The following is a 26,291-nucleotide window of genomic DNA, read 5'->3' on the forward strand; positions in this document are numbered from 1 at the left end:
AATATCCTTTGTTATTCCTGCTTTTACAGGGTTTTGATGTATGTATCGTAATACTGTTAAAAAGTAGCTTTCATTTTCAATTGGCTCACTTTTATATCTATCTTGAAACAAATGACCACACCTCTTGTACTTCCAGTTGTACCAATATACATAGCTTGACCCTATACGTCGCATGATTGTTTCTATTCCCTCTTCTACTTCTTGTAAAAGGATATGCGCATGATTTCCCATCAAGCAATATCCATAAATCTTATATCCACTTTTATCTTTATACTCATTCAATGTCTGTAAAAATTTTGTGTTATCTTCCTCATCTTCAAATATAATTTGTTTATTAATTCCTCGTAAAATTATATGATAGTTACCGCTTTCGCTCTTCTCTCTTGCTTTTCTTGGCATAAAAAGTCACCTCCAAGTTTATGTTATCATATATTTGGAGGTGACTCAACCAACAGAACCGTCCCCTTGGTTGTTCCCTTGGTTGTTGTAAATAGCAAATGGATAAACATACCGTTTGTCCATTATCTATTGTGGGATAAGGGAAGAGTTGGTAGTATGGGGGTGAGGTAAGGAGACAGAGTCTTAGTTTTATTTCATAATTATGATTTCTTACATTGTACATTATACCTTCATCATAATCCAATTTAACCGAAGGGTGGTGGAATGTTATGAATGAAATTGCTCGAGATTCTCCGAAGAAGAGTGATTGAAAGAAGTAAGGTGCAGTTTTTCTCGAGATAAGGAAAAAAGTTAATATGATACTCTTGTATAAGAGAGGATGTGTTAAAGTGAAAAAAATAATAAGTTTATGTCTGATTTTTATACTTTTGTTAGTATCGACATTTACAAGTTCTGCGAATTCACTTCAAATTTTAGAAGTAGACAACATATCATCTGAAACTATAATTACAGAAGATAACATTTATAACGTTCTAGATTACCTTGATATAGCTCAAAATGATTTTGTAAAATCGGATGAACCAATGACTGATTATAAAATTACAACAGTAGGAGAACTTCAAGAAGCTATTGAAGAATTTAAACAGAAATCGACTATAGTTGTTGAGGATAATGTAAATAATATAAAAACAAAATTTAATGATGAAGAAGACTTTAATGTTATGAGGAACCCTGTTGCAACTGTATACTTTGACGCAGAACGACTATATTGTACTGTAAGACATCTTGCATACGGAGAATATTCGGGAACTTCATGGGTTAGAGCAACAGGTGGAGATATTAGAATAGTGTCTGATGAATTTGGTTATACAAGTTCTATATCTGTAGATAAATGCATAACTTCACTACAGGGTAGTTATTTAAAGTTGGAATATGAGTATACTATAGAAAGCTACCTTGTAATTCAATGGGGCCTCCTCAAAGTTGGAGAACAAGATTTTGAAGGCTATAGAAATTTTAGAGTTTCTGATATATAGCACACTGCTAAAGATTTGTCCTAAAAGTAGTCGCACTTAAAATTGGATTAAGTGCGATTGCTTTATTTTTTATGGAATTATTATTAATAAAATTGACGTAAAATGCCTTGGTCTTGATTTAAACATTATTCAATTGTAGCCTTATTAATTAAAATGGACACATCAAATTCAACACACACTTTAATTTCTCCAAACTCATGAAATCATATCCTCAAGGGAGGAGAGCAACAAGAGCTGTAGATAATTTTTAAGAGAGAACCTCTTTTATATTTATAATAGAACACAACATTATATTTTCTTTAACTAAAAATTGAAGCTAAAATTAATTTCTATTTAATAAATGATGAAAAAAAACTTATGATTTTCTCTCCAATAACATTTGCCACATCCATATATTTTTTTAAAATATGCATGATTACAAGTAGGATCACAAAAAGAATTAGGCCAAGAAATAAACCTTCCATCATAATATTCTCCTCCATTTCATATATATTATATGCTTCATATTATCATAATATTAACATTTGTCAAGGAAACGGCACGGGTCTTTGACACTTGTAAAAAACAAATCCACCTCAAAACTTTGAAAAGGCTTATTTTTTTGATTTAACTATTTCGTACCTTTTCGTACTGTGATATAATAGTAGTATATCCGGGAGGTGCCTATGAGATTAAAAATTTCTAAATCAAAAGATGCTTCATCTCTTTATGTTATTAAAGATGTTACTACTAAAGGGAAACGTACATCTAAAATTGTAAAAAAACTAGGTACATACGACGAACTACTTAAAAAGTTAAACGGCGAAGATCCTATCGAATGGGCTAAAAAATATATCGAAGAACTCAATAAAAAAGAAAAAGAAGAAACCAGTAAAATCATGGTTCAATACTCGCCTACAAAACTTATTGAAAAAGAAAATCAACGTTCTTTTAATGGCGGTTATCTATTCCTACAAAAGATTTATCACGAATTAGGGCTTCACAAAATCTGCAAAGAGATGTCTGATCGACATAAATTCACTTTTAATCTTGATTCCGTACTTTCAAGGCTTTTATATGGTAGAATTATTTTTCCTGGGTCTAAGCTTTGCACCTACAATCTATCTTCTACGTTCCTTGAAAAGCCTGACTTTGATATTCAGCATATTTATAGAGCCCTTGAAGTGATTTCAAAGGAAACAGACTTTATTCAAGCCGAGCTCTATAAAAACAGTCAAAAAGTATCTAAGCGAAATTCGAGCATTCTTTATTATGACTGTACAAATTATTTCTTCGAGATTGAACAAGAACAAGGGCTTAAACAGTATGGCTATTCTAAAGAGCATAAACCTAACCCTATCGTTCAAATGGGCCTCTTTATGAATGGTGACGGTATTCCACTGGCATTTAGCATCAATAAAGGTAATACCAATGAACAGCTCACTTTGAAACCTTTAGAGCAAAAAATACTCGATGATTTCAAGCTCTCAAGATTCGTTGTCTGCACAGTTGCCGGGCTAGCATCCAATGACAATAGAAAATTTAATGATCAAGATGAGCGCGCTTTTATCACAACACAGTCTGTCAAAAAACTTAAAAAGCACCTTAAAGACTGGGCGCTTTCTAATGAAGGATGGCATTTAAAAGATGATAGAAAGATTTATGACATCTCTGATATTGACGAAGATCAGTTTACAGACAAAACATTCTATAAAGAACGCTGGATCAAAGAAAATGGTTTGGAGCAAAAGTTAATCGTTACATATTCTATTAAATATAGAGACTACCAAAGAAAGATTCGAAATGCACAGATTGAACGTGCTGTTAAGGTTATTGAAACTAATCCTTCGAAGCTGAAAAAAAGCAATCAGAACGACTACAAAAGATTTATTGAAAAAACAAGTGTCACACCAAATGGTGAAGTCGCTGAAAAACACATCTATTGCATTGATTTAGAAGTTATTGCGAAAGAAGAAGCTTATGATGGCTTTTATGCAGTATGCACCAACTTAGAAGATGAGGCATCCGTGATCATCAAAGTTAACCACAGACGTTGGGAGATTGAAGAATGCTTTAGAATTATGAAAAGTGAATTTAAAGCAAGACCTGTGTACTTAACGAGAGATGATCGTATTGAAGCGCATTTTACAACATGTTTCTTAGCGATGGTACTCTATAGATATCTTGAAAAGCGATTAAATAGTAAGTTCACCTGTACCGAAATTGTACGAGGATTAAGGGAAATGAATTTTTACGAAATTCCTGGCGATGGCTATATTCCAACTTATACTAGAACAGATTTTTCAGATGCTCTTCATGAGACTTTTGGATTCAGAACGGATTATCAAATCATAAAAAACACCCAGATGAAAAAAATTTTTAAAGACACGAAAAGCTAAAAAAATTACGCACTTTTTGAACACATAAAGAAAGCTTGAATCCTAGTTTTACCAATAGGTTACAAGCTTTCTTTCGCAACTGTCAAAGATGAGATAATATCATAAAAATAGACTTTCCAACAATAAAATTCCGCTATAATTCAAAGAATGTGTTGCTCCTTCTGAATCATAGCCGAATTTATTTCGAGGATGTAGTATACTTAACTTTTTAGCTCCTCCACCATAACCTCATAGGGCTTTCCATTAACCATTGAATAAACTTTTCTAATTTTTCCTACTTCCTCTTCGTACGAAGCAGGAATTTCCATCACCTGTAGTGCTGACAACTTAAAAACCTAGTAAAAATACTACTCGTAAATTACTGTATAATAAATAGCAGACATCCCATGGATATTTGTTAGATTTTTAGCCTACTTGGATAATATTGTATTTTTTTGCTTCTCTAGGGCTCCTTAATATGATAAAATAACATAAAAAATCATTATGGATTATTCAATCATACACTTAATCCTATTGGAGGTTAAGATTGTGAAACGAATTGATATAGTTTATGACAAACTTAAAGAAATGGATACAGGTGATAGGGTAAGCGCCTCAATTTTAGCAGAAGTATTGGGTCTTAGTAGAGCTAATGTTAGCAGTGACTTAAATAGGCTGTGCCAAGAGGGAATGGTGATAAAGGATGATCGTACAAGACCAGTGCTGTTTAGCCCCGCAGAAAAAAACAGCCCAAATAAAGAAGGCACAATCCTTGATCGATTTTCTCAAAAAAACTCCAGTCTTTATTCAGCAATAGAACAAGCAAAAGCTGCAGTCCTATATCCCCCAAATGGAATGCACATGTTGATTTTAGGAGAAACAGGTGTTGGTAAGTCAATGTTTGCTGAGCTCATTCATAGATACGCAGTGGAAATGAATAAAATGAATGAGAACTCTCCATTTATAGTCTTTAATTGTGCTGACTATGCCAATAATCCTCAGTTATTAATCAGTCAATTGTTTGGACACAGAAAGGGTGCCTATACAGGAGCAGATTATGACAAAGCTGGACTAATAGAAAAAGCTGACGGAGGGATATTGTTTCTAGATGAGGTTCATAGGCTTCCTCCCGAAGGACAAGAAATGTTTTTTACCTTTATGGATCGGAGCACCTTTAGAAGGCTGGGAGAAACCGAACTCGAACGGAAAGCTAAGGTATTAATTATATCAGCCACTACAGAAAACCCCGAATCAACATTATTGAAAACCTTTACCCGAAGAATCCCTATGGTATTACGTATATCTAATTTACAGGAAAGAAGCTTTGATGAAAGATTTCACCTGATTGGTATCTTTTTTCGGGAGGAGGCATCTAGGTTAGGAAAACCGATAGAAGTGTCTGTAAACTCCATGAGGGCATTGCTAAACTACGAGTGTAAAAATAATGTAGGGCAATTAAAAACCGATATTCAGCTGGCCTGCGCAAAAGCCTATGCCGATTATGTATCCAATAATAAAGAAAATATTCGAATACGAAGTATGGATCTCCCTTCCTATATAAGAGACGGACTTTATAAGATGGAAATAGAAGATCGTCAGCTTTGGAATAAATTAATAGGAATTAATACTAAGTATTGTATATTTGATAAGAGCGAAGAAAATATGCTTTTAGAGTTAGACAATGATGAAAAAAGTATTTATGAGATCATCGATATGGACATCCACGAGCTTAGAGCTAGGGGTTTTAGTAGTAGTGCAATAGAAGGAGAGTTGGAAAAGTCTATAGAGGAATACTATACAAAATATATCTATAGAATCAATAGGAATTCAGATATCTCTAATTTAAAAAACATTGTAGGAAAGGACATAATCAAGGTTGTAGAAGAAGTTTTAGATTACAGCGAAAAAAGTCTGAATAGGCCCCTAAGTAAAAAAGTTCTTTATGGAATGACTGTACATATTGCCCATGCCCTTGATCGGATAAAAAGAAATAAAAAAATAGTAAATCCTCAGCTTAATAAAATAAGGGTTGCTTATAAAAAGGAATTTAACACTGCTGTTGATTGTCTCAAGATCATGGAGAGGATATTTGAAATTACATTGCCAATTGATGAAGCAGGGTTTTTAGCCATGTTTTTTGTTTATGATGATACCCATACTACAAAGGATATTAATGATGTACAGGTAATTGTAATTGCCCACGGGAACAACACCGCAACCTCTATGGTGGAAGCTGCCAATAACCTACTGGGAGAAAACCATGCCATTGGTATCAATGCTCCTCTAGATGAAAATCCAAAGTCTGTCCTCGCAAGATTGATAGCATACTTAAGGGAATCAGACATAACATCTGATGTTTTACTGCTGGTTGATATGGGTTCTTTAACAACCTTCGGAGAAGAGGTAGAGAAAGAACTGGGAATCCAAACAAAGACAATTTCCCTAGTAAGTACATTACATGTAATTGAAGCAACTAGAAAGGCGATGCTAGGATATTCCTTAGAGGAAATATATACAGACCTACTCCATATTGATAACTTTTTTGGTGACCCTGCAGGAAAAGCTAAAATGGATGAAAGATTCGATACTAAGCTTGTAATCATAACCCTGTGTACCACTGGAGAAGGAAGCGCTACAGCGATTAAAGAATTACTTGAGAGACAGCTTGAGTTTGATAAGAACTTATTGGATATCATCCCCATTAATCTAGTTGGAAGGGAAAATATTAACCTACGCCTTAAAAACATTGATCGGTTCAATAGAATAATCTTTATTGTCACCCCCTTCACTATAGAGACAACAGCCCCCTTATTTGGGATCGAAGAGGTATTTAGTCAAGAAGCAACATTGGAAATGCAAAAAATTATAGACATTGAAACCACTTATTTTAAAATTGCCGATACACTTAAAAATCTTCTAATTCATATATCAGCAGAAAAATCTATTAAAGATATAAAGAAATTTACCAAGGCCATTGAAAACAAGTTGAATATCAAAATTGATACAAAAGCATTGATCGGTATTACCTTACATATAGCTTGTATGCTGGATCGACTAAAGGGAGGAGGAGAAATTCAACCCTTTAAGGAAAGAGATCAATATATATCACAACATCCCCAGCTTTATAAAGTTGTTAAAAATGCAAGTGCAGATATAATGAATAAATACGATATTGTGATATCAGATGATGAAATTTGCAATATTATGCTCTTTTTTAACCCAAGTAATTTTATAGATTAGAATCTGGTCATCCCTAATATAGGGATGTTTTTTTGTTTCAATTGCCTAGTGTTTTAGTGTTTTGGCATGATAATTGCTTTATATAATCATATCAAAACTCTAACTATAAAATTTTATAAAATTACTAACAATAATCAATTCAATACTATGACGAAAGGAATGTTTCAGATGAATTATGAAGAGATAATTATGGAGCTAATTGTAAACAGTGGAAACGCAAGAAGTAAGGCAATGGAAGCCATTCAAGCAGCTAAAGCTGGTAATATCCTAGAGGCAAGGGAGCTTCATAAAAAGGCAGGGGCAGAGCTATCAAAAGCACATCAAGCCCAAACACAGCTGATACAAGATGAAGCTACTGGTAATCCCAAGACCATAACATTACTTCTAATCCATGCCCAAGACCACCTTATGAATGCCATGACCATAAGGGATTTGGCTGAGGAATTTATTGATATGTATGAGAATCTTCAATTACAAAATCATAAAAGGGAGGAAAAAAAATGAAAAAAATTACTTTAATTTGTGGTGCTGGTATGTCAACAAGTCTATTGGTGACAAAAATGAAAGAAGCAGCAGCAAAATCAGGAGAGGAGGTAGAGATCAGATCTGTAGCAGAAAGTAATTTTAAGGAGCTTGAAAACGATACCAATATACTTCTCTTAGGACCTCAAGTAGGATTTCTATTTAAAAAATATAAAACCCTTTACGAACCAAAGGGAATCAAGGTGGATATTATCGATAGTATTGACTATGGCATGATGAACGGCGAAAAGGTACTCAAAAAGGCATTGTCAATGTAGTTATTTATTTTTCTTTCATAAATAAAACAACAGTAAAAATTGGTCATAGGGAGTGATTAGTGGATGAATTACAAAATAAAAAAGTCTTTCCCAAAGGATTTTTTATGGGGAGCATCTACCTCAGCATTTCAAGTGGAGGGGGGATATCTTGAGGATGGAAAAGGTTTATCTGTTAAGGATATTCCATCACCAAGACCCGGTATTACAGATACAAAGATGGCGGCAGACCATTATCACCGCTTTAAAGAAGACGTGGCTCTAATGGCTGAGCTAGGGTTAAAAACCTATCGTTTTTCCATATCCTGGCCCAGAGTATTTCCAAAGGGAAATGGAGAAGTAAATGAGAAGGGCTTACAATTTTATGATGATCTTATTGATGAACTATTAGACCACAATATTATTCCTCTCGTTACAATTTTACATTTTGATTTACCACAGGCTTTGGTAGATCTTTATAGTGGATGGCTATCCCGTCAATCCATCGAGGATTATGTAAGCTATGCAAAGGTTTTATTTCAACGATTTGGGCATAAGGTAAAGTATTGGCAAACCATCAATGAGCAAAATATTTCTCTTTTAATACCTGGGTTTTATGGAGTAAAGGATGAAGACCCCGATAAATGGTTTAAGATGAAATATCAAATGCATCATAATATGTGCGTAGCACAGTCCAAAGCTATACTCTCATTTAGAGAGCTGTGTCCAGAGGGTAAAATTGGACCAGCGCCAGCTTTTTTCCAAGCCTATCCGGCCTCCAGTGACCCTCAAGATACCTTAGCAGCCCATTATCTCGAAGAAATACATAACTGGCTATTATTAGACTTAAATGTTAAGGGAGAATACCCCCACCTAGCCTTCAGTTATTTACACGAAAAAGGCTATACTCCAGAAATCTATGAGGGGGATTTAGAATTAATGAAGAAGGCAACACCAGATTTTATAGCCTTCAATTATTATGGTAGTAAATGTGTAAGCATCGATAGGGGTCCTACTAGAATTGAGAATCTAGAATACGAAGGAAATGATATAAGAAAGAGAAAGAGCAATTTTATGGATATTCCTGGTCTCTTTAAAACTGTAGAAAACCCCTATTTAAAGGATACAAAAACCGAATGGATGCCCAATGTTGATCCAATGGGCCTAAGGATGGCAATAAACAAATTATATGATCGATATAGACTGCCTTTAATTATTACTGAAAATGGTTTTGCATCCACAGATATCTTAGAGGAGGATGGTAATGTAAAGGATCTAGGACGTATAGATTATGTTAGTAAGCACCTTAAGGCTTGCCATGATGCAATAAATAATGGAGCTGAATTATTTGGTTATTGTGTGTGGAGCTTTATGGATTTACTTTCCACCAGTCAAGGCTTTGGAAAACGTTATGGATTAGTTTATATTAACCGAAGTGATGAAGATGAAAAAGATTTAGCCCGTATTCCAAAGAAAAGCTTTTATTGGTATCAGGGAGTAATTAAAAATAATGGTGAGAATCTATAAAACAATAAAGAAAGTGGGGATTTAAATGGAAATGAAAGATTTTGTTATGGAGAAAGTAGTCCCAACTGCAAATAGGATATCCGCAAACAAATATCTAAGGTCAATAAGTGATGGCTTTATGACCTTAATGCCGGTTATTATCATAGGCTCTATATTTTCTTTATTAAACTCTATGGCTATTCCAGCTTATCAGAATTTCATAACCTCCATAGGAATTAAGCCCCTATTGGCTATTCCCAATATGGTTACAAATGATATGCTAGCCCTATATGCAGTGTTCTTTATCGCCTATTGCTTAGCTAAAACCTATGATAAGGACCCAGGAATTGCAGGAATGATTGCACTATTTACATTTTTAGCAATAACACCAATAGCAAACACTGGCAATATAATCAATGGCTTTTTATCCAATAACAATATCCTTTTACCTGAAGGGGTTTCTGTACCTGGAGGAAACGTATTACCCTTCGATTGGCTAGGGGCAAAGGGTTTATTTGTTGCAATCATTGTGGGATTATCAACAGCAGTTATATACAATTTCTTACTAGAAAAGGGCATGGCAATCAAAATGCCCGATGGAGTGCCTCCTACAATTACGAAATCCTTTGCAGGTTTAGCACCCGGCTTTGTGATTATAGGATTATTTATAGTACTTAATAAAGTTGTGGCCAGCATTCCTGCTAATGGAGTTACGGGAATACATTCAATGGTTTACTATTTTGTACAGGCTCCAATGGAAATGTTTCTTGGAAATAATCTAGCCTCCTTCTTATTTGCTATATTTGTAGCCCAGCTATTGTGGTTCTTCGGCATCCATGGGGTAGCAGCCATAATATTACCAATTTTTTATCCCTTATGGACATCTTTAACAATGGCCAATATCGAAGCTATGAATGCTGGAGTTTCAGTTTTTCAGCTTCCAAACATTATTAACAGGTCCTTTTTCAGTGCCTATGCTGTAGTGGGGGGTTCTGGAATAACCCTAGGGTTATGTATATATATGATGCTTAGAGGAAAAAGCAAGCAATACAAAACCCTTGGTAAACTGGCATTTCTTGCAAATATATGTGGCATAAACGAACCTTTAGTATTTGCAACACCAATGGTACTAAACCCCTATATGATGATTCCCTGGATTGTAACTCCCTTAGTTTCATCAAGTTTAGCTTATGTTCTAACTGCAATAAATATCCTGCCAAGGCTGACAACAATCATTCCGCTGGGAACACCTATAATTATGTCAGGCTTTTTAGCAGGAGGTGTAGCAGGATGGAGAGTTGCTTTATTCCAAGTAGTTATAGTAGTTATATCAGCTATTGTTTATCTACCCTTCTTTAGAATGATTGATAATAAAGCCTATGAAAATGAGAAGGTTTCTGTTGAAGCTTAGGCATAGATAGTGTTCGTTTTTAGGTCTATATAAATTAAGTAGCATGGAAGAATGCCACGCTACTTAATTTAAGTATAAGCTTCTGCAAGAGAATATTTTATAACAATACTTCTTTAAATGATACGATATAAAGATATGGAGGGATAAAATGATATCAAAAGATGTAACAGTAACCAATGAAACAGGCATTCATGCTAGGCCAGCATCGTTGCTAATCAAAACAGCATCAAAATTCAAATCCGTTATCACTATAGAAAAAGATGGAAAAATGGGTTCAGCGAAATCCCTATTAAACCTGCTATCCTTATGTATCAGCAAAGATACTCCAATAAAAATCCATGTTCAAGGAGATGACGAAAAAGAGGCAATAGAGGCAGTAGTAGCATTAATAAAATCTAAGTTTGGTGAAGAATAGCCATCATTTTGGAGGGATGTGTGATGATAAAAAAAGGAATTCCTGCATCGAAGGGATATGCCATGGGAATAGTCTATATCAGGTCAACAACAGAAATAGTAGCTGTAAATCAAGAACCTACTGATCTCCATAGGGAAAAACAGAGGTTAGAGGAGAAAACCCATGATGAAATAGGCAAGGAGGAAGCAGCAATTTTTCAAAGTCATATGGCGATGCTGGAGGACCCCGAATTTATTGCCAAAGCAATTTCAATGATTGAAGAACATAACATAGGGGCTGAAAAAGCCCTAAAGCAGGTTGTAGACGACTATGTAGAAATATTTTCACAGTTGGAGGACAGCTATCTAAAAGAAAGGGCAGCAGATATAAAGGATGTAGGCCTAAGAGTTTTTAGAAATCTAATGGGAGAAAATGATTTCCAGGAGGAGTTGCCAGAGAACTCCGTTATTGTTGCCCATGACTTAACTCCTTCTGATACTGCGCAATTAGATAAAAGTAAAGTTACAGCCTTTCTAACAGATATAGGAGGTACAACCTCCCATAGTGCTATTATGGCTAGAACACTGGAAATCCCTTCAATTGTTGGAATGGAGAACATAACAACAACAGTAAAACCAGGAGATTTTATTATTGTAGATGGTGTAGAGGATGTAGTTTTTATTAATTGCGATGAGGAAACAAAAAAAATATATGAAGGAAAGAAGAAAAAGTTTGAAGAGGATCAGAAACAATTAAAAGAGTTAATTGGTAGAAAAACAGTAACGAAGTTAGGTAAAGAAGTGATTGTTGCCGCTAATATTGGCTCTCCAAAGGATGTTGATAAAGCATTGGAGATGGGAGCCCAAGGAGTAGGACTATTTAGAACAGAATTTTTGTACATGGATAGGGATGATTTTCCTACAGAAGAGATGAATCCATTCTTAGGCTTTAGAGCCATAAGACTTTGCCTAAACCACAAAGACCTTTTTAAAACTCAGCTTAGGGCTATACTTAAAGCTTCAGCCTACGGAAATATTCAAATCATGTTTCCAATGATTGCCTCATTGGAGGAGTTTTTGGAGGCAAAAGAGCTTTTAAAAAATTGTATGCTTCAGCTTAATCACGAAGGCCAGCCCTATAATGAAAAGATTGAAACAGGTATAATGGTAGAAATACCTTCAGCAGCTATCATGGCTCATAAGCTTGCCAAACATGTGGACTTTTTCAGTATTGGTTTCAGTATTGGAACGAACGATTTAATCCAGTATACCTTAGCAGCAGATCGAATGAATGAAAATGTGTCTTATCTATATAATCCTATGCACCCTGCAGTACTGAAACTAATAAAAATGACCATTGACGCTGCCCACAACGAAGGGAAATGGTGCGGAATCTGTATTTCCCCCATGGCAATTCCGTCGGAAATAATGTCTCCACCCTCTTTATGTTCAATCTTCTCCCCTTCAAGCCTGTAGCCCATTCTATCACATTCATTGGTGACTGCATATTCATTACCCAAAAAGGTTTTCAATCCCTTTTCTGTAAAGGCATCCTCCTGAGGTCCCAAAACTACTCTTAATTCTATAGTACGATTGTATTCATACCAGTTTTCACGAAGTTCTCTTCCCGTCAACAGATTCAAAGAATTTCCAGGATTTCCGATAACTAAAATGTCCCCTGACTTTAGGGCTCTGCCTTCATGGCCCCCAATACTCCCTCTACTTTGCTTCCCATCAGGATAGGCACTTGGATTCCACCTGAGAAGGCAATATAGCTTCTACATCCGTTTTTGATACCTCTAAAGGCTAACTTATCCCCTTTTGGTGCTAACAAACTCTTTCCCATAGCCACAGCATGATTATTTAACACCGGGAGCAAGTCTCCTCCTGTAATAGCAATCACCATATCCTCTAAAAACTCTATTTCCGGCCCCAGCATAGCGACCTCTAAAAGTCCTTCTCCTTCGTCATTTCCTACTAAAATGTTTGCTAATCTAGCAGAAACATTGTCCATAACCCCGGATACAGTAACCCCATATTGCTGGTACCCACTTCTTCCTAAATCCTGTACCGTCGTCAAAAGTCCTGGTTTGATGATTTTAATTTGTCCCCTGCTAATCATCCCCCTCTTTTTTAGGGTAGCTTTTACAATGATAAGCACCTTTTTTCGCCGCTTCTTCTATTTCTCTATATTCCTCTTCCCCTATGGATTTAAAGACAATATAGTTCCCTGCCTTCAACAAAATAGGAGTTTCCCGTTGTGGATCATACAAAGGAACAGGGGTTCTACCAATCAATTGCCATACACCAGGACTATCTATAGGATAAATCCCCGTTTGACCTCCAGCAATCCCTACAGAGCCGCCAGTTATCTTAGTTCTAGGGGATTCAAGTCTCGGAGTAGCAATTCTTTCGTCCATCCCACCCAAATAAGGAAACCCTGGGGTAAACCCCAGCATAGCAGAGACCAAAGGGACAATTCTTGTGGTTAGCTTTTCAGAACAATGCTTCTACTGATGCCTGTTAATCTTGATATTTGCCTCGTGAATAGTCCTTCTTCTTTTAATCTTTTTAAGTACTTATTTCTCGTTTGTTGATCGGTTTTTTGAATCTCTAGATAGTTTTCTAATCTGCAAATCCTTTTAATTATTTCTACTGCTTCATCATATTTGAAAGGTGCCGCAACCAATAGAACCATCCCTTTGGTTTTGGCGAAACCGTAGACCCATGTATACTAAAACTAAAGTATAGTAGCATATATTTATATAGGAGAGTAATCAATACAATAAAAGGAGAATAAAACCATGGGAAATTGCCAAAATGATTCTAATTGTGATTGTGGCCATGATCATCATGAACATCATGACCATAAGAAAATCTACTTAACGCTTGTTGATAATACGCAGGTAGAATGTAGCGTCCTTAATATCTTTAATGCAGATAACAAGGAATATATCGCGGTTTTGCCGAATGATTCAGAAACCGCATTAATGTACAGGTTTGTTGAAAGAAACGGAGCCCCCGAACTAAGTAATATTGAAAGCAATGAAGAATACGAAATAGCCTCTCAAGCTTTTCTAGAATCTATGAATCATGATGAAGAGTAAAAAAACAGCCCTTAGCATTTGCTAAGGGCTGTTTGATTTGACTTATAATTTTACGATGTTCTCTGCTTGTGGTCCACGATTTCCTTGTACCACGTTGAATTGAACACGTTGGCCTTCTTCTAATGATTTAAAACCGTCACCTGTAATAGCACTGAAGTGTGCAAATACATCTTTGCCACCTTCTACTTCAATAAAACCAAATCCTTTTTCTGCGTTAAACCATTTTACTGTACCTGTTTCCATTTCGTATTACCTCCAAAATTTAATTTAATATGCTCTTTTTATTCCCCGTAAAGATAAAAAATTCACACATTGTAAAAGGTTCTTCCTCACAAACAACAACCCTTTACAATATGTGAATTCAGGATTAAAGATTTACGATTAATATAACTATATCATATTAAAATATGAAATGCAAGCTTTTTCCAAAAATAATGAAGAAAGTAAAAACTCTCCTCTTACATGTTATTCCATCATCAGCCCTATATATTTTATAAATGCTTTAATTGAGCCCTTAAAGAGTCTAAAAACTGTTGTTATCCCAAACCTATTGATAATATATATTGTATTATTTCTGACGATGTTAACATATAAAATGGTTTTTAACATCTCATAATAATATCTTCTTAAACTCATTTTTGAAGGACTTATGGTAACTTGGCCAAAGCTCCATTTTTCATATTCTTCCTTCTGAATAATAAGCCTATGTTTGTACTCATTGTATAAAGGAAGATTGGGAAAGGGGGTTAGGGGAGAAAAGGTTGATATCTCAGGATTTAATCTCTTTAAATACCTTCTAAACCCCTTGAAATCCTCCACACTCCAATCGGGATGCACCATGAAGGAAGCCCATACGTCTAGCCCTATCTCTTTTAAAAACCTACTGGCTTCTAGGTTGTCCTCAGTACTTGATTTCTTTTGATATCTTTTTAGCTCCTCTTCCTTAAAGGTTTCATAGCCCACCAATACAGCTCTTAACCCTAGCTTTGTGAACCTTTTTATTACTTCTTCGTTTTTTAGTATGCTATTGACACTGGCATAGCAAATAAAATTCTTATGAATATTCTCTTCCTCTAAGAAATCGCAAAGCTCCCCTATTCTATCTCCATTGTGTAGAAAATCATTATCAAAAACCATAATACTATCTTCTTGAATTCTTCGAATTTCTTCTTTTACAAAATCCATGGGAAAGTATTTTTCTGTTGCTCCTTCTATTCTCCATCTTAAACAAAAGCTGCAGGTCTTAGAGCACCCTTGGGCTGTTCCCATGATAGCGCAGGGCTTGTACCCAAAATAGGAATATTGACTTCTATATTTAGCTGTAGCCTTTCTGTTAGGACGAACATATTCATTGATTCCACATTGATCTGTAGTTTTAAAATCGTTGACTCTACTACAAATTCCATCGATGATTGGTGGATGTTCTCCCCCTTCTAAATAATCAAACAATGCTGTAATATTTTTAACAATGGTATATTTCATTACATGATCTATCGCATCTGTAAAAAAAGCTTCACTATTAAGAAAGGTTTGGGTTCCTCCAACCATCGTAATAATATGAGGATTATATTTTTTCACAGCTTCTGCTAAAGTTCTAACCGCAAAAACATCTATACAGAGAGATGTGATCCCTACTACCTCCGGTTGAAAGGCCTTTAGCTTATCCTCTAACTGAACTTTTTCTGACATCATATCTAAAATCTCCACATGATGCCTATCCCCTAACATAGCATATATCATCTCTAGCCCGATAGGCTCACTATACATAAACTCTCCTAATGTAACAGCTTGTTTGATTCTAGCAGTTCTTACTAAAAGTACCTTCATCCTTTTCGCCTCACTAGATAATATTTGGGGTGATTTTTCTTTTTATTTGGTATCTATAGTATAGATTAATCATGAAATAGAAAAGATAGCTATCCATTTTTTTATAAAATTCTTTTCTCAATAGGGTTCTTTTTATTATAGATTTAAAGGAAAACACCTCATTGTATAAATCCCAATAGGCCTCCGTTAACTGCTGTGGCGTCATATTCTTAGGTATATGGACGGCTTCACTTCCATTGTAGGAGTACATATCCTTCTTATAAATCCTATTCTGTGTCTTCATTTCATCGTAATACTTTGTTCCAGGAATCGGTGTCAGGATATAGAATCTTGGGACGACTATTTTATTCTCTTCAATGAATGCAGCTGTATCTCTAATGGATTGTAAGGTGTCCCCGTCAGCCCCCACCACCATTTCCGTAGATACATCAATACCAGCTGCCTGAATATTTCTTATGAGTTGAGGATATTTAGAGGGATTGGCCCAGGATTTATCCATAGCTTTTAGACTTTCCTTAGAAATACTCTCTAACCCAAAGCTTAATGCAATACATCCGCTGTCGGCTACAATCTCCAATAATTCTGAATCCTCTCCGATATCAATGGAGCATTGAGAGGTCCATTGCATATTGAGCTTTTTAATTTCCTTACAGAGAGCAATCATATAGTCCCTATCGGAGATAATATTGTCATCTAATAGTAAAAACTTATGAAAGCCTAACTCTTTGATCTGGGCTATATCTCTTATAATCTCAGAAATCTCTCTTTTCAAATACTTGTTTTTATAAAGACAATATACAGAGCAAAAGCTACAAGCGTTAGGACAACCTCTGCCGGCTTGGACTGGTAAAAAGTCTCCTATATTTTTATTGAGGATAAGATCAAACCTAGGCATTGGTGTAGAAAGAAAGTCTAACTCTTCTCTATAGAAATCCTTTAATCTTCCTCCTTCAAAATCTTCGATAACCTTTCCCCATACCTTTTCTGCATCTCCAATCACAACACTATCACAATACTTTTTAGCTTCCTCTGCCATTAAGCTTACCATATATCCCCCCAGTATGACGGTTTTCCCCCTTCGTTTAAACTCTGTAGCAATGTCAATGGAACGGATAACCGCATGCCCCATGCTACCAATAGCAATTACATCTGCGTCAGTATCAAAAGGAATATCCTCTATGGTTTCTAGGATGATTTCGATCTGCCAGTCCTTTGGAGTTAAAGCAGCTAAAATGGGCAGACCCAGACCTACAAAGTATAACTTCTTCTTTTTTATCGGTTTTCTTAAACCATCATAGGGGGTGGATTGAATTAAAAGTAGTTTTTTCATTCTATTTACCTCTTATCATCTTCTGTATATATTGTCTCGTCACCATGCTACTGCCTACCGATAGCTTTACTACTTCCTTGATGCCATACTTTCTTATCAATTTCACAATATTTTTTGGTTGCATAGTAATTTTGTAGTACAGCTTAATCATTTGGAAATAATATTGTCTTACTGTCATTTGTTGAGGCTTCAACACCAAGTGGGCTAAATCCCATTTTTCAAATTCTTCCTTATCTATAATGAAGTCCTTCCTATAGGAATCGTAAATCTCTGTTCCTGCTAAAGGAGTTAGGGGTTGGAGATTCACAAAAATTAGATCTAGCTTTTGTAACCATCCATAAAGGTTATTAAAATCCTCTTTCGAGAAGTCCATATCTAATATCAAGGTTCCATACACTTCCACATCGTACTTTTTTAAAATTTTAATAGCCCCTTCATTTTCCTGTATGCTTGTTCGTTTATTGTATTTGTCTAAATTTTCTTCTTTGAAGGATTCTAGCCCTACAATTACCGCTCGAAGACCGTGTTCTTTAAAGAGTTTTATCACATCTTCGTTTTTATAGATAAAATCTGCTCTTCCATAGACCAAGAAACGTTTTTCAATTTGGTGCTTCTTTAGCTTTTGACAAAATTCCAAAATACGTTCCCTTGAAAACAAAAAATCATCATCAACAATATAAATTTCTTCTTCTGGGATCTCCTTTAGCTCCTCTATAACAGAATCAATACTTCTGGTGTAATACTTGCCATCAGTAACTTCTTTACAAAAGCAGAAGCTACAGCTATAGGGACACCCGAAGGAAGTTTTCATCAGTGCACAGGGATTGTGGAACATATAGTAATACCGATGCCGATACTTATCAACTTTTCTTCTATCAGGGAATTTATAAGGAAAGGAGGCTTCCTTCACGCTTCTTTTTTCTAGTCTATAGGTCCCCTCTATATCCCTTGTATCCTGCTGCTTTAATATTTCATTGAAGGTTTTTATTCCATTTGCCTCTATAATGAAATCAATATCTTTACTAATAAAGTCCTGTGGCACTACCTCTGCATGGACACCACCCACAACCACCCTGCAATCTGGTTTCAAACCCTTAATTGTGGCGGCATATTTCTTGATCACATTGACATGGGTAATATATCCACTCATGGCTACAACATGAGGCTGATGTTTTTTTATGAAATACTCTAGGGACTTCTTCTCTAAAATCATATCAATGATTTCGATGTTTACATCTTCCCTATCTATATTGGAAGCGATATACTCCAGCTCCAAAGGCTCACAAATCATCACATGCTGTAATCCAATAGTTTCCTTATGGGGTCTAGGTCTAATCAATAAAATATTCATGTTTTATCCCCTTTTAGAACAAAAAAGTATATGGAGGGCATAAAAAACCTCTCCTTGATTTTAATGATATGCTTACATTGAAAAAGCTTTTCCACCATTTTTTCCACTGCTTTTACACTAGGATACCGAGCCTTTCCAGTAGTAAACTTTACAAAAAACATCATCACATGGTCATATAGGTTGTTTTGAGATGCCTGCGCCAAAAGCAGATAGCCATCATCCTTCATTACTCTTCTAAATTGATGAAGAACAAAGGCTTGACCTTTGTAGTAGGGGAAGGAATGGGTACAAATGATGATATCGAATGGCCCTTGTAAGTCCTCTATATCCTTTACATCCATCTGTTGATAGGAAATACCATCCCCCATAACTTCTGCTCTTTGAATCATCTCTTTAGAAAAATCTATTCCTGACAATTCTAATTCATAGGTTTGAAACCGAGACTTTATCTCTCTGAGAAGCTGCCCAATGCCACAACCTACGTCTAGAATTCTGTACTTTTTATCCTTCTCTAAATGCTTCTCCAGGTATAGCAGTATTTCTCTTCTAGTAGGGGCTAATGAATACTTCTGTACCCATAATCCTTCATATCCTTTTGCCCAAAAATCCCAGATTTCTCGTCTACTCATTGTGTCCTCCAAATCTTATTCTATTTTTCAAGTTCTTAAGGATAAAGCTCCTGATATATTTACTTCTAAAGAACTGCTCCACATAAATCAGATAAAATTGAAAATAGAACAAAGCTTTACTCATGTGTAGGGGTTCTATGACTAAGTGTAAAAAATCCCACTTTCCCCAATCTTTCGTCTGTATTTGACCTCTATAGGTTGTATAGTGTTCTGTCCCCTTGATAGGAGTATATATTGATACAGTATAGCTTTCTAACTTCATCTCTCGAATCCATCTTCTCATTTTCTTAAAATCTTTTATAGTAAAATCTATTCCTACAATAAATAGAGCCGTTAACCTGATATTGTTGCTTTTTAGAATTCTGACAGTTCTCTTGTTTTCATCAGAGGAACAGCTTTTATTAAAATTATTTAGCTTTTCATCCTCTACTGCCTCCATACCAACAATCAACTCTATAAAACCAATATTCTTAAGCTTCTCCATGATATCCTCATTATTCGCTATAAAATCTACTCTAGAATAGGCTATAAATTTTTTATTAATTTTTTGCTTTTCTATTTTATTAATAAATTCAAGAACCCTACTCCTATCAATGAGGAAGCTATCGTCTACAATCCATATATACTTCGAGTCAATACCTTGAATTTCCTCCACTACAGAATCTATTGTTCTAGTAGCATAGGTTCCACTATTCAACAGCTTACAGTAGCAAAAATTACAGTTAAAGGGACAGGATAAGGCTGTTTTTATAATAGCTATAGGACTATAATTTAGATATTTGGTTCTGTTTTTATACTTTCCAAAGTAGCTCCTATTGGGTAAAAGTAGCTTCTCTATACAGGTATTCACTTTATTATTGACCCACCACTTACTTGCCTCTTGAAAAGCAATGCCGTGAATTTTCCTTAGCTTTTCTGCATCAAATTTGATTTCTAATAAATCTTCTAACGCCTTCACTCCATCAGAGTGGACAATAACATCTATTGTATTAACAAAAAAATCTATATAATTGATTTCCGCATGGACTCCTCCTATAACTACCTTTACATTAGGACTCTTGCTTTTCGCGTATTTAGAATAATCTATCATCCTATCTACAGCAGTGATATATCCACTTAACAGCAGTACATCCGGTTCATAGGCTAGAAAAACCTCTTCAAAGTCACTTTTTTCTAAAAGGGGATCATAAACCTTATGCTGTAGCTGCAGCTTTTCAAGTAAGGCAGATAAGTACTCTAGCTCTAAAGGTTCTGTTACGATGGGCTCTATCCATGAGTAGATGGTTTTTTTATGACATTTCACCAGCAGGATCTTCATCCTCTTCCCCCTTAAATACATGATGGGCCACCCTATAGTCTTTATAGGAAAACCTGCTTACTAACCTATTGAGAACAAAGTTCATAAACGAATTACTATGATGTAGGCACATATATTTTGAACACTTCGAAGCCCCTACCTTTGATTTGGTTTCCTCGGCAGTTTGTCCTAAATCAATAGATTCAAAGCCCTTCTTAATTCCATAGTGAATAATTTCCAAAAGCATATTGATATATAAATCATAGTCTTGATTTAACTGGTGTTTGAATCCTCCAAAGAGGAAAACAAGCTCTTTATCGTGCTCCACCAGCTGTACAAAGGCAATGGATTCTTCATTAAGTGTAAATTTTATTATTTTTGATGGAAACCTTCTAAAAAAATCCATAGACAGCTTCTCCAGCTTTTCATTAGAACGACTATATACTTCTTCATATAACCGATATAGGTCTTCGCCAAATAGATTATTATCCTCTAGCACTTCCATCTTGACATCAGAAAATCTTTTGGTAGCCTTTTTAAGTCTATATCGGTAATTGCTCCTCATACTGGAAATATAATCCTCCAATGTGCTCCACCTGATTTTTAATTTATAAGTAGGCAGCGTATCACCTCTCGCCATCTTCAATTCATCTTGGGTATTCAAAATTATATAAAAGCCCTTAAGAGATTTTATATATTGATGAAAGTCCTCCATATTTTCTTGATCACCAATGGCATATCCACAGCTTGATACCGATAGGGGTATTCCTATGATCCTTACAAGTATCTTAAAGGATAAATACCTAGAAAAGGTAAACAAATCAAGCTTCAACTCATAGACTACCAATGCCATCTTCTTTGCTTCATGAAGGTGATACTGCTGCTTACATGGATTCACCATCTCAAGTTTCTTAAGCGTATCTCTTTTCATAAAGTGATTTTCTGCTGTTATCTCACCCCACGCTGGAGGTAAATCATTGGCATTTTTATAGACCTTAAACATATTCTACAGACCCTTCTATTAGACATACGTCTATACATTTTAATATACTAAGGACTACACTTGCAGTCCTTGGCTACGTTTTTCAGACAAGGGCGAAACCGTAGACCGTGTATATTAAAATTTAAATATAAAATCGTGTGCCTATACATTGATTAAAAATACCTGATAGTGCTTAGACTCCTGATTTCCCCATCGAAATCCAAAGCCTCTGGAAGCTAGATTGTCTTCTAAAATCCACCCGGATTCACAAAACTCGTATCGATCCTTCACGATTTCTCGACATTGATAGAAAAGCGCTAAAACAGCACCATTTTTCTGAAATTCTGGAAGCACTCCAATCTCTACAATCTTAAACTTCTTGATTTTACGGGAAAACAACTTGTTTTTTATAACCGTCTTCAGTCCCAATACTTCACTGGGTTCTAATAGTTCATTAAAGTCAGGATACCAAAGCATAAACCCGATGGGCCTTCCTTCATATTCTAGGAATAATAAATTTTCTTCCCTTAACAAAAGCTTAAATTCCCGAAAAAGCTCTAAATCCTCCTCTAGTCTTCTTTCATAGTAGAACTTATGACATCGAAATGCATGATTGTTAAGATGTGTATAGATTTCAGCTTCTCCCTTAATATCCTTAAAGTCAGCCTTTCTTACATTGTATTTCTTCTTGATTTTATTCATGATTCTGCCTGCTACACCAAAATCAAAGTTGTCCATCTTTGCCTTGTAACTCACTAGATTGATTTTTTCATCGGTGTATTTCTCAAAGTAATCAATATAATAGGGTGGGTTGTAGGAGCTCCCAAAGCTCTGTACTTCTTCATAATGACTGGCTAAGAGACCTAGCCCATAATTCACATGAAGATTCAAGCCCACCAGAATTTTCTCAGCATGATATTCCTTTGCCAGCTGTCTTCCATAATCCATTATTTTTTCTACAGCTTTTTCTTGATTTTCCAACGCTTCAAAATAAGCAATTTGCAGCGTATCCTTCATCCTATCTACAATGACAAAGATACATACTGCTACAATTTTTCCAGAATCAATGATCATAATAGGTTTCATGATACTACTTTTACAAATCTCCGACTTTCCCGTTAAGATGCTTCTTAAGGAGGCACTCATGCTATCTCTATAATAAATGTTGTTATTATAAACCTCTCTACAAAACCTTATATAATCGTTAACAGAGGTCTGCTCAACTACTTTTATTTCCATATTTCACCTCTATATCTTTTAATGAATCTAGTTAAATACTTCCCTATCGGTATATTGCTAAGTCTCATTTTATTTTCATCTTATCATATTTCCTTATTTTATGACATGCTTCAGCATTTCTTTATATTGAATAATAAGTTAATTTTTTCTTGTTTTAGTTTAAGAAACTTATTTATTGGTTTTCATCGAAGCCTTCAGTATATTTCCTGGAGTTTTTTTATATATTTTTAGTCCTAGATTTTTAAACATAATAATCAAGTCAAAAAGAATCTTCTCTTTGATTCTTTTTGACTCGATTAAAAATCTCTTTTAGTTTAATGGTTTTACTTCTAATAGCCCCTCCATTTTCCTTAATGGGTACCATATTCACAACATATTCAGCAGCTATTTTGTTAACCTACTTTCAATAACAAATCCATCATCTTTTTCAACTGCATTTAAACCCATATACTCAGCTACTATTTCTCTAAATATTGGAGCACCATATCCACCAGAACCCCCCTGAAAAAGCAGGATAGATATAGCTATTTGAGGGTCTTCATAGGGTGCAAAGCCAGCAAACCAAGTAAAATTATCATAATCTCCCTTAAATTGATCTAAATTCACCCTCGGATTAAGACTTTTAATAGCTTCTCTCATAGTATATACTGTATCTTGATATCTAGGGTTATCTTTGTTTTCTTCCATCAACTGAAATATTTTATGCTCAACTGCTGCTTCTGATACTCCAAAAGATTGTAGATGTTTTATCAAATATTCAACTTCGTCTACTGGAGGAATTTTTCCTTCTCTTTGAGCAGTTCCTGTTTTGCCTGCAACATCTATAGGCAATTTATTAAAGTATGCTTTTGCTCCAGCTTCAGAAGTAGCTAAATACATACCGTACTTAATCTCATCTAAATTTGTATAATCTACTAATTTAATACGTTCTACTAACTCAGGTGGATACTCAGTAGTTTTTTCTCTATTATAGCTTTGAGCCTTCCTAACTAAGCTTAGATTATACCTATAACCTCCATTTGCTAATATTCCCATATAATTAGCCACCTGTAGAGGTGTATATAAGTGTTCCCCTTGCCCAATAGAAAAATTCATCGTATCGGCTACACTCCATCTTGCTTGGTTATAGTAGCTATACTTGGAAATATCAGTGTAAATACTAGCTTTATCTTCTTTTAAGCCTAAATTCAACATTCTGTCATAAATAATAGCCCTTGATGGATTTTCTTCCGTCCAATTGACAATTTCCTCGATAATCTGTACCAATAATTCAGGTGAAGGCTCAACCTTTGTGTTATCTAGATCATCTATTTTCATTTGTCTTCGCAAATGATTCCTTAGCATAGCTTTAACAGTTTTTGTTTTCTTTTCAGTACTGGGTATTCCACCAGATTTTTCTCTTGGTGCATCTATCTCTATACCGGTTCTATCGTCTAATCCAAATTTCCTTGTATAATCAATTAAAATATCCATATTCATTTCAATAGGAAGCAGTCTCCCTATTCCATAGTCAAAACCATTAGCAACTGAGTAAAAATAATAGTTGTTAGAATGGGCAATAGCTTGATGTAACCCCTGGTATCCCATTGTTGTTCTGTTTTGATTCCATAACCAGTTACCAAAACTATGGCCTCCCACTTGAATAAACCCTCTATCTAATATCTTGTAATCAGGGCTTAAGCCCTGTTCAATACCAGCTAGGCCAACGATCATTTTAAAAACTGAACCTATCTGTATAGCCGTACTAGAGGCAATATTTAAAAGAGGTCTTGGTGCTAATGGATCTTTCTCGTTCTCAGGTATAAGATTATTCCAGTCGGTAATACTGATTCCAGTTGCAAAGAGGTTTGGATCATAGGTTGGATAATTTGCTAATGCTAAAACTTCTCCAGTTCTAACATCAGTTACTACCACTGATCCTGAGGTCGCATTCACCATGGGTCCTGCTCTTCCCATAAGTTTATTAGCACCCCACTGGGTTTCATAAGTTCCCCCAGCTTGAATGGTTTTTAACACCTCTTCCAACACTTCTTCAACAATCCTTTGCAAATTGGCATCAATTGTTAGATATATTGTATCCCCGGGAATAGGCTCCTCTCTTTCTAAAATGCTAATTAGCCTTCCAGATGAATCAACAATTACTCTTTGGGAACCATCTACTCCTTTTAAGGTTTCTTCAAAACTATGTTCGATACCAGTTTTTCCAATAATATCACTAGGTAAGTAGCCCTGTTCTTTAATATATCTATCAATTTCATATTGTTGCGATATTTTCCCCAAATAACCCAATACATGGGCCGCCATTTGTCCCTCAGGATAAATTCTTATTGGTTCTATAGCTATATTTACTCCAGGTAAATTTATGCTATTCTCTTCAATTTCTATTACAGCACTCTCTGAAATATCCTGTGCTATTCTAACAGGTTGATATTGAAGATATCCTTGTTTTCTTAATTGTTCTCTAACTACCATTATGTTTCTAGCTTCCAGGTCTGTATACTCCTCTGGTATTTTATAGACTTCATTCCTAACTATATGAAAAGCCTCATGTGCTGTCATATTCGTATCTTCTATATTATAGCTTTGCATCCATTGCTCTCTTGCCATATCCTCTATAAATTTCCATGTTCTAATAGAAATTGGTACACTCAAATCTGGTATTTTTACAAATTGTTGTTGTATTTCTACTGGGTCACTTTCTTCAATATTATAACGTTTTCTTAATACTTCAAAAGCTTGCTGAGCAGTTCTCACATCTTGCAGATCATTTCTTATCTTCCAATTTTCTATCTCTAAACTATAGGTGAATACATAATCTCCATCTTCTGTAAAGATAATTGGAAATTCATCATTGTACTTATCTTTATTTTTTTCTAATATACTGATGATGTTTAATGCAACTTCATTTATTTTTTCATCGCCAACTTCATTTTTCATCATTTGAACAGTAAAGCTGGGGCGGTTACCAGCTAATAATTTTCCATATCGATCACGAATCTCTCCTCTACAAGCAGGTAAGGGTATTGTTTTATATATCCTATTTTCTGCTTGTTCTCTATATTGCTCCCCTTCTACAATCATAATGGTAGCTAGTCTAAAAAGAATAATCAGTAGAATTATTGAGAAGCTTAAAATAATAATATTATATCTATCCTTCAATTTTTCCAATAACACGATTCATCACCACTTCTAATATCTATTTGCAACTACTTTAGAAACGCATAAACTAAGTGTTTAGTTCAATTATTCTGCCAAAACAACATTTTGGAAAATTTCAATGCTGTTGCCATGATGTGAAAGAATTAGTAACTTTCTTAGCTTTGCCAGCACAAAAAGGGCCAATGTACACACCCATGGCCTGCTTATTCAAAGACAATTTTAAATCCATTAGATTGTTAAGTAAATTGCTG

General features: G+C 35.2%; 24 protein-coding genes and 1 pseudogene. 10 read left to right on the forward strand and 15 right to left on the reverse strand.

Features of this window, described 5'->3' with window-relative positions; translation table 11 throughout:
* Window positions 1-399, reverse strand: a 399-nt coding sequence (locus CHB72_RS20255) for a transposase (RefSeq protein ID WP_242975213.1), incomplete at its 3' end; no start/stop codon positions are given.
* A gap of 389 nt (window positions 400-788) precedes the next feature.
* On the opposite strand from CHB72_RS20255, the gene CHB72_RS20260 reads away from it, so the two are divergent.
* Window positions 789-1,436: a hypothetical protein gene (locus tag CHB72_RS20260; protein ID WP_089284701.1), complete on the forward strand. Its 648-nt coding sequence runs from the start codon at window positions 789-791 to the stop codon at window positions 1,434-1,436.
* A 329-nt stretch (window positions 1,437-1,765) separates the two neighbouring features.
* On the opposite strand, the gene CHB72_RS26790 is transcribed toward CHB72_RS20260, so the two are convergent.
* Window positions 1,766-1,903 (reverse strand): hypothetical protein, encoded by a 138-nt coding sequence (locus tag CHB72_RS26790; protein ID WP_176431506.1) that lies wholly within the window; start codon window positions 1,901-1,903, stop codon window positions 1,766-1,768.
* Window positions 1,904-2,101: 198 nt separating this feature from the next.
* Between CHB72_RS26790 and CHB72_RS20265 the strand changes: the two genes are divergently transcribed.
* Window positions 2,102-3,814, forward strand: a complete 1,713-nt coding sequence (locus tag CHB72_RS20265; RefSeq protein ID WP_089284702.1) for an IS1634 family transposase — start codon at window positions 2,102-2,104, stop codon at window positions 3,812-3,814.
* Between the two features lie 200 nt (window positions 3,815-4,014).
* Here the strand turns inward: CHB72_RS20265 and CHB72_RS27880 are convergent, their stop codons facing one another.
* Window positions 4,015-4,140, reverse strand: a complete 126-nt coding sequence (locus CHB72_RS27880; protein ID WP_278277878.1) for a hypothetical protein — start codon at window positions 4,138-4,140, stop codon at window positions 4,015-4,017.
* Window positions 4,141-4,342: 202 nt separating this feature from the next.
* Between CHB72_RS27880 and CHB72_RS20270 the strand changes: the two genes are divergently transcribed.
* From CHB72_RS20270 to CHB72_RS20300, 7 genes are all read left to right on the forward strand, one after another.
* On the forward strand, window positions 4,343-7,033 hold the full coding sequence (locus tag CHB72_RS20270; protein WP_089284703.1) for a sigma 54-interacting transcriptional regulator: 2,691 nt from the start codon (window positions 4,343-4,345) through the stop codon (window positions 7,031-7,033).
* 168 nt (window positions 7,034-7,201) lie between these two features.
* Window positions 7,202-7,537, forward strand: a complete 336-nt coding sequence (locus CHB72_RS20275) for a PTS lactose/cellobiose transporter subunit IIA (RefSeq protein ID WP_089284704.1) — start codon at window positions 7,202-7,204, stop codon at window positions 7,535-7,537.
* On the forward strand, window positions 7,534-7,833 hold the full coding sequence (locus CHB72_RS20280; protein ID WP_089284705.1) for a PTS sugar transporter subunit IIB: 300 nt from the start codon (window positions 7,534-7,536) through the stop codon (window positions 7,831-7,833). Before CHB72_RS20275 ends, CHB72_RS20280 begins: the two co-directional genes overlap by 4 nt.
* 63 nt (window positions 7,834-7,896) lie before the next feature.
* Complete coding sequence (locus CHB72_RS20285; RefSeq protein ID WP_089284706.1) at window positions 7,897-9,336, forward strand: glycoside hydrolase family 1 protein; 1,440 nt, start codon at window positions 7,897-7,899, stop codon at window positions 9,334-9,336.
* Window positions 9,337-9,361: 25 nt separating this feature from the next.
* On the forward strand, window positions 9,362-10,726 hold the full coding sequence (locus CHB72_RS20290; RefSeq protein WP_242975215.1) for a PTS sugar transporter subunit IIC: 1,365 nt from the start codon (window positions 9,362-9,364) through the stop codon (window positions 10,724-10,726).
* A gap of 148 nt (window positions 10,727-10,874) precedes the next feature.
* The gene (locus CHB72_RS20295) at window positions 10,875-11,141 is read left to right on the forward strand and encodes an HPr family phosphocarrier protein (protein WP_089284707.1); all 267 of its coding nucleotides are present in this window, start codon (window positions 10,875-10,877) and stop codon (window positions 11,139-11,141) included.
* A gap of 23 nt (window positions 11,142-11,164) precedes the next feature.
* The gene (locus CHB72_RS20300; protein ID WP_089284708.1) at window positions 11,165-12,595 is read left to right on the forward strand and encodes a phosphoenolpyruvate--protein phosphotransferase; all 1,431 of its coding nucleotides are present in this window, start codon (window positions 11,165-11,167) and stop codon (window positions 12,593-12,595) included.
* Here CHB72_RS20300 and CHB72_RS28350 read toward each other — a convergent pair.
* From CHB72_RS28350 to CHB72_RS20315, 3 genes and pseudogenes are all read right to left on the reverse strand, one after another.
* Window positions 12,565-13,241: pseudogene (locus tag CHB72_RS28350) on the reverse strand (5-oxoprolinase subunit C family protein); the annotation flags it as partial. The gene CHB72_RS20300 and the pseudogene CHB72_RS28350 overlap by 31 nt on opposite strands.
* Window positions 13,234-13,539: a carboxyltransferase domain-containing protein gene (locus tag CHB72_RS20310; RefSeq protein ID WP_408606582.1), complete on the reverse strand. Its 306-nt coding sequence runs from the start codon at window positions 13,537-13,539 to the stop codon at window positions 13,234-13,236. The pseudogene CHB72_RS28350 and the gene CHB72_RS20310, both read right to left, overlap by 8 nt.
* Before the next feature lie 68 nt (window positions 13,540-13,607).
* A complete protein-coding gene (locus CHB72_RS20315) occupies window positions 13,608-13,808 on the reverse strand; it encodes a hypothetical protein (protein WP_089284709.1) in 201 nt (66 codons plus the stop codon).
* Between the two features lie 115 nt (window positions 13,809-13,923).
* On the opposite strand from CHB72_RS20315, the gene CHB72_RS20320 reads away from it, so the two are divergent.
* Window positions 13,924-14,226 (forward strand): DUF1292 domain-containing protein, encoded by a 303-nt coding sequence (locus CHB72_RS20320; RefSeq protein ID WP_089284710.1) that lies wholly within the window; start codon window positions 13,924-13,926, stop codon window positions 14,224-14,226.
* Window positions 14,227-14,268: 42 nt separating this feature from the next.
* On the opposite strand, the gene CHB72_RS20325 is transcribed toward CHB72_RS20320, so the two are convergent.
* The 9 genes from CHB72_RS20325 to CHB72_RS20365 all read right to left on the reverse strand — a co-directional run bounded on the left by CHB72_RS20325 (window position 14,269) and on the right by CHB72_RS20365 (window position 26,055).
* Window positions 14,269-14,469, reverse strand: coding sequence for a cold-shock protein (locus CHB72_RS20325; protein WP_089284711.1), 201 nt, complete (start codon window positions 14,467-14,469; stop codon window positions 14,269-14,271).
* A gap of 222 nt (window positions 14,470-14,691) precedes the next feature.
* Window positions 14,692-16,053, reverse strand: a complete 1,362-nt coding sequence (locus tag CHB72_RS20330) for a B12-binding domain-containing radical SAM protein (protein WP_089284712.1) — start codon at window positions 16,051-16,053, stop codon at window positions 14,692-14,694.
* A gap of 13 nt (window positions 16,054-16,066) precedes the next feature.
* Window positions 16,067-17,383, reverse strand: coding sequence for a B12-binding domain-containing radical SAM protein (locus tag CHB72_RS20335; RefSeq protein WP_089284713.1), 1,317 nt, complete (start codon window positions 17,381-17,383; stop codon window positions 16,067-16,069).
* Between the two features lies 1 nt (window position 17,384).
* A complete protein-coding gene (locus tag CHB72_RS20340) occupies window positions 17,385-18,734 on the reverse strand; it encodes a B12-binding domain-containing radical SAM protein (protein WP_089284714.1) in 1,350 nt (449 codons plus the stop codon).
* Complete coding sequence (locus CHB72_RS20345; protein ID WP_089284715.1) at window positions 18,731-19,363, reverse strand: class I SAM-dependent methyltransferase; 633 nt, start codon at window positions 19,361-19,363, stop codon at window positions 18,731-18,733. Before CHB72_RS20345 ends, CHB72_RS20340 begins: the two co-directional genes overlap by 4 nt.
* Window positions 19,356-20,681 (reverse strand): B12-binding domain-containing radical SAM protein, encoded by a 1,326-nt coding sequence (locus tag CHB72_RS20350; protein ID WP_176431507.1) that lies wholly within the window; start codon window positions 20,679-20,681, stop codon window positions 19,356-19,358. Before CHB72_RS20350 ends, CHB72_RS20345 begins: the two co-directional genes overlap by 8 nt.
* Window positions 20,653-21,663 carry a GNAT family N-acetyltransferase gene (locus CHB72_RS20355; RefSeq protein WP_089284717.1) on the reverse strand — a complete coding sequence of 337 codons (1,011 nt, stop codon included), beginning with the start codon at window positions 21,661-21,663 and terminating at the stop codon, window positions 20,653-20,655. Before CHB72_RS20355 ends, CHB72_RS20350 begins: the two co-directional genes overlap by 29 nt.
* Window positions 21,664-21,804: 141 nt before the next feature.
* Window positions 21,805-22,881: a GNAT family N-acetyltransferase gene (locus CHB72_RS20360; protein WP_089284718.1), complete on the reverse strand. Its 1,077-nt coding sequence runs from the start codon at window positions 22,879-22,881 to the stop codon at window positions 21,805-21,807.
* Between the two features lie 384 nt (window positions 22,882-23,265).
* A complete protein-coding gene (locus CHB72_RS20365; protein WP_089284719.1) occupies window positions 23,266-26,055 on the reverse strand; it encodes a penicillin-binding transpeptidase domain-containing protein in 2,790 nt (929 codons plus the stop codon).
* Window positions 26,056-26,291: the final 236 nt, after the last annotated feature.

The sequence above is a fragment of the Anaerovirgula multivorans genome (genome assembly GCF_900188145.1).
In the GTDB taxonomy this organism is placed as follows: Bacteria; Bacillota; Clostridia; order Peptostreptococcales; family Natronincolaceae; genus Anaerovirgula; species Anaerovirgula multivorans.